The sequence below is a fragment of the Streptomyces prasinopilosus genome, assembly GCF_001419695.1.
Taxonomy (GTDB): domain Bacteria; phylum Actinomycetota; class Actinomycetes; order Streptomycetales; family Streptomycetaceae; genus Streptomyces; species Streptomyces prasinopilosus.
In genome coordinates this window covers 1-3,766 of record NZ_LIRG01000346.1, presented here as the reverse complement: position 1 = coordinate 3,766, position 3,766 = coordinate 1, and the positions used below count along the sequence as shown (strand labels likewise).

General features: G+C 74.7%; 5 protein-coding genes. 2 read left to right on the top strand and 3 right to left on the bottom strand.

Annotation, left to right across the window (positions count from 1 at the left end; genetic code table 11):
- A partial coding sequence (locus AOK18_RS15550; protein ID WP_240503192.1) for a (Fe-S)-binding protein occupies window positions 1-734 on the top strand: 734 nt, incomplete at its 5' end.
- Between the two features lie 39 nt (window positions 735-773).
- Here the strand turns inward: AOK18_RS15550 and AOK18_RS15545 are convergent.
- Complete coding sequence (locus AOK18_RS15545) at window positions 774-1,304, bottom strand: hypothetical protein (RefSeq protein ID WP_055694747.1); 531 nt, start codon at window positions 1,302-1,304, stop codon at window positions 774-776.
- Window positions 1,301-1,549, bottom strand: coding sequence for a helix-turn-helix transcriptional regulator (locus AOK18_RS15540; RefSeq protein ID WP_055692819.1), 249 nt, complete (start codon window positions 1,547-1,549; stop codon window positions 1,301-1,303). Before AOK18_RS15540 ends, AOK18_RS15545 begins: the two co-directional genes overlap by 4 nt.
- Window positions 1,550-2,416: 867 nt before the next feature.
- On the opposite strand from AOK18_RS15540, the gene AOK18_RS15535 reads away from it, so the two are divergent.
- Entirely contained in the window at window positions 2,417-3,082 is a 666-nt protein-coding gene (locus AOK18_RS15535; RefSeq protein WP_055694746.1) for a maleylpyruvate isomerase family mycothiol-dependent enzyme, read from the top strand.
- Between the two features lie 100 nt (window positions 3,083-3,182).
- Here AOK18_RS15535 and AOK18_RS15530 read toward each other — a convergent pair whose 3' ends face one another.
- The gene (locus AOK18_RS15530; RefSeq protein WP_055575009.1) at window positions 3,183-3,635 is read right to left on the bottom strand and encodes an NUDIX hydrolase; all 453 of its coding nucleotides are present in this window, start codon (window positions 3,633-3,635) and stop codon (window positions 3,183-3,185) included.
- Between the last annotated feature and the right edge of the window lie 131 nt (window positions 3,636-3,766).

The window sequence follows — 3,766 nt, the reverse complement described above, 5'->3', positions numbered from 1 at the left end:
CCGTCCCCCACCGGGCGGCCCCCCGGCCGCAGCGTCGGCGGCAGGGCCACCCGCAGACCCGCTGCCTCCAGGACCCGTACGGCCGCCCGGTGGGGGACGGCCGTTCACGCTCCGCGGTCCGGCTGCTGGCGGCCCGTCGGGGCCGGGTCTGCTGCGGCCTCACCTACCTCTCCACGGGCCAGCTCGACCAGGCCCGTACGGTGCTGCGCCGCACCCTCGACCTGATGGAACCGGTCCTGGCCGCCGGCGCCCCGGTCGTCGTCCTCGAACCGAGCTGTGCGGCGGCCCTGCGCGCGGACGCGCCGGAGCTGCTGCACGACGACCCCCGCGCGGCACGGCTCGCCGCCCGCGTCCGCACCTTCGCGGAGACCCTGGAGCAGTACGCGCCCGACTGGACCCCGCCCGCCCTGGACCGCCCGGTCACCGGCCAGACCCACTGCCACCAGCACGCGGTCCTCGGCGACGCGGCCGACCGCAGGGTGCGCGACGCGGCCGGTCTCACGGGCGAGTTGAGCGGCGGCTGCTGCGGGCTCGCGGGCAACTTCGGCTTCGAGAAGGGGCATTACGAGGTGTCGGTGGCCTGCGCGCAGGAGCAGCTCCTGCCGGCGGTGAGGCGGGCGCCCGAGGACGCCGTGGTGCTGGCCGACGGCTTCTCCTGCCGGACGCAGCTGGAGCAGCTGGCGGGGGTGCGGGGCAGGCACCTGGCGGAGGTGCTGGCCCAGGCTCTGGACTGAGGAACCGTGAGCAGCCGCCGCCCCTGCGCGGCCGGTTCGTCAGGCCGCGGGGCCGTCGTCCTCGGCCGGTTCGTCCTGAGCCGTCAGGCCGGCCACCCACAACGGCATCAGCCAGTGCACGGCGAGGACCGCGATGAGGACCGGTGCCGCGTACGCCGTGGGGGCGTCGCCGCCGGCCGCGCCCACGGCCAGCAGGACGACCGCGCCGGCGGCGAGGAGGAGGGTCATTGCCCGGTGGGCACGGGCCTGCACCCGGGCGCGTTCGGCGGACTGGCGCTCGTCCAGCGCTCGTTCGCGCAGTTCGAGCAGGCCGCGGGTGGCCGCGTTGATCGCCCCGGTCGCGACCGCCCACGGCAGCAGCAGCACCACCGTGACGACCAGGGCCCAGACCGGTTCGCCCTCCGCGAGGTGGGCGTGGGCCATGAGTCCGCCGATGGCCGCGGTCAGCAGCAGGTGCGCGGCGACGACCAGGCGCCGGCGGGCGGCCGTGGCGTACAGCGGCCGGCCCCGGCGGTCGTTCATGAGCCGCAGCATGCCGCGGTCGTAGCGCGTCAGCGGTGTGGTGGTCATGAGGTCTTCCTCCCGTAGATCTCGTCCGTGAGCGGCCGGAACGGTTCGAGCGAGAACAGGGCCTCCACCGGCAGCTCGAAGAACCGCGCGATCTTCAACGCCAGGTCGAGGCTCGGGTTGTACTGCCCCCGCTCGATGTAGCCGATGGTCTGGTAGTGCGCTCCCACCGCTTCGGCCAGGCCCTGCCGTGACACCTTCCGCTCGGCACGCACCACGGCCAGTCTGTTGTGCACCTGCTCGCTCATGTATAAGAAGTACTACATGATGGTTGAGTGCCGCAACACCGGTGACTCTCCGCGGGGCGGGGCGCGGTGGCGTCGGGCCGGTTCCCCCGCCCGGCCGAAGCGGTGCGTGCGGCGCTCCGGAGCGGCCTGCGCGGGCATCGCCCCGCCACGGGACGGAAGGCGGACGAAGGGGCGTGAGCGCCGTCCCGTCGCTCGGCTTCCGCCGGCCGTTCCCGTCGGCGGGCCCCGGTTCCGGAGCCGCGGGGGTGCGCCGGGCGTCCCGCACGGGGCGGTGTCCCACCGGGGGACGCGAGGGCCTCGGGGGTCCCGGTGCCGAGGGGCCGGAGGTGGGTGCCCTGCGGAAAACCGTGAGCAGTCGGCGGACATGTGTCACTCAAGCGCTCGAATGAGCGGCATCGGGACAGTGGCGGCCGAAGTGCTCACGTCTTCGGGAGGTGTGCCCTCCCCGGGGCACGAGCGGGCGTCCCGGCGTCGCGCACGGTGAGGTCTCGCCCTCCCGCCGGGCGCGACCGGAGCGACCGGCGGGCGGAAGGGGACGTCACCCGGCGAAGCCGTGCGGCGGATCGGCCCGGGGCGGCCGCGGGAGCGGACGACATCTGTCGGGGCGCGGCCCGCACTCGGCGACCGGACGGCTCCGGAGGCCGATGAGGACGGGCGGCGCCGGACAGCCACCGGTGGGCCCGGCGCGCCGACCGCGGTGGCCGCCGGTGCGCGTGAGGTCCGGGTCCGGATGCCGGAGGGAAGAGCGCACATCGGCGATGACTTTGCTCCGGGGCGGGAGTCCTCCCCGGGAACACCCCTGCCGGACGTCCACCGTCCGGGCCGGGGGAGACGCAGACCACGATCCTCGACAGGAGTCCAGCCCAGATGACTGATCCGGCACCGACGGCGGAGCGCAAGCGTGAGACCGGGGTCTGGCCCCTGATCCACACCGAGCGAGCGGCGCTGGCGGCCGATCTCGCGGACCTGACGGACGACCAGTGGGAGACACCGTCGCTCTGCGCCGGTTTGACGGTGCGTGAGGTGGTGGCACATCTGACCGCGGGCGCGAGCCTCGACACCGTGAGGTGGCTGGCGGGTGTGATCCGCTGCCGGTTCGACTTCGACAGGCAGGTGGCCGTGCGGCTGGCCGAGCAGCTCGGCGCGACCCCGGGCGAGACCCTCGAACGTTTCCGGCGCATCGTCCCGAGCACGACCAAGCCTCCCCTGCCCGCCATCGCCATGCTGGGCGAGGTGATCGTGCACGGGGAGGACGTCCGGCGCCCGCTGGGCATCCGCCGCGACCATCCGATCGGGGTCCTCACGGAGACGGCCGAGTACTACCGGGGATCGGACCTCGTGGTGGTCGCCAGGAAGCGCATCGGCGGCCTGAGGCTCGTGGCGGACGACGGCCCGTTCGCGACCGGTTCCGGGCCCCTCGTGTCCGGCCGCACCCTGGCCTTGATCATGGCCATGACCGGGCGGGCGGCGTACTGCGACGACCTCGAAGGCGACGGCGTGGAACTCCTCCGCAGCCGCTGCGGGACCGCGTGACACGACGTCGTGGCATCCGGCCCGCCCCCGGTCCGGTCACCGGGGCGGGCCGGGGGCCGATCCCGGGTGAACGGGCACCATCCGCCGGGCGGGCGGTGCCTCAGGGCACCGTCTCGCCCCGTACCAGCGGCCCGCACACCGGCTGGACGCCCTCGGGGAGGTCGTCCGGGCGGCACCAGCGGGCCTCCAGGATCTCGAAGGGGTCCAGGCGCAGCTCGCCGCCCAGCAGGCGGGCCTCGTAGGCCACCTCCAGGCGGGTGCGGAAACCGCTGTTCAGCATGACGAGACGGCCCGCCTCCACGTCGAGACCGGTCTCCTCCTTGACCTCGCGCACCACGGTCTGCCGGAAGTCCTCGTCCTTGTGCGCGAAGCCGCTCGGCAGGCCCCACTGGCGGCCCGGCGGCCACATCCGGTGCCGGAGCAGCAGCACCCGCCCCTCGTCGTCGCGTACGACGCCGGTCACGCCGACCACGAACTTGGCGTTCAGCAGCCACATGAGGCGGCTCTGGACGGGGCGCAGGAGTCGCCAGAGACGGGCAATGAATCGTCGCACGGGACCTCGGGAGGTGGGAGCGGGGCGGACAGGGAGTTCCCTGGTGGGGACGGTACCCGTCCCGATGCCCGCCCTTCGCCCGCCGACACCTCCGGAGCCTTCGGCGCCCCCGCCGGGACCTCCCGGCCGGG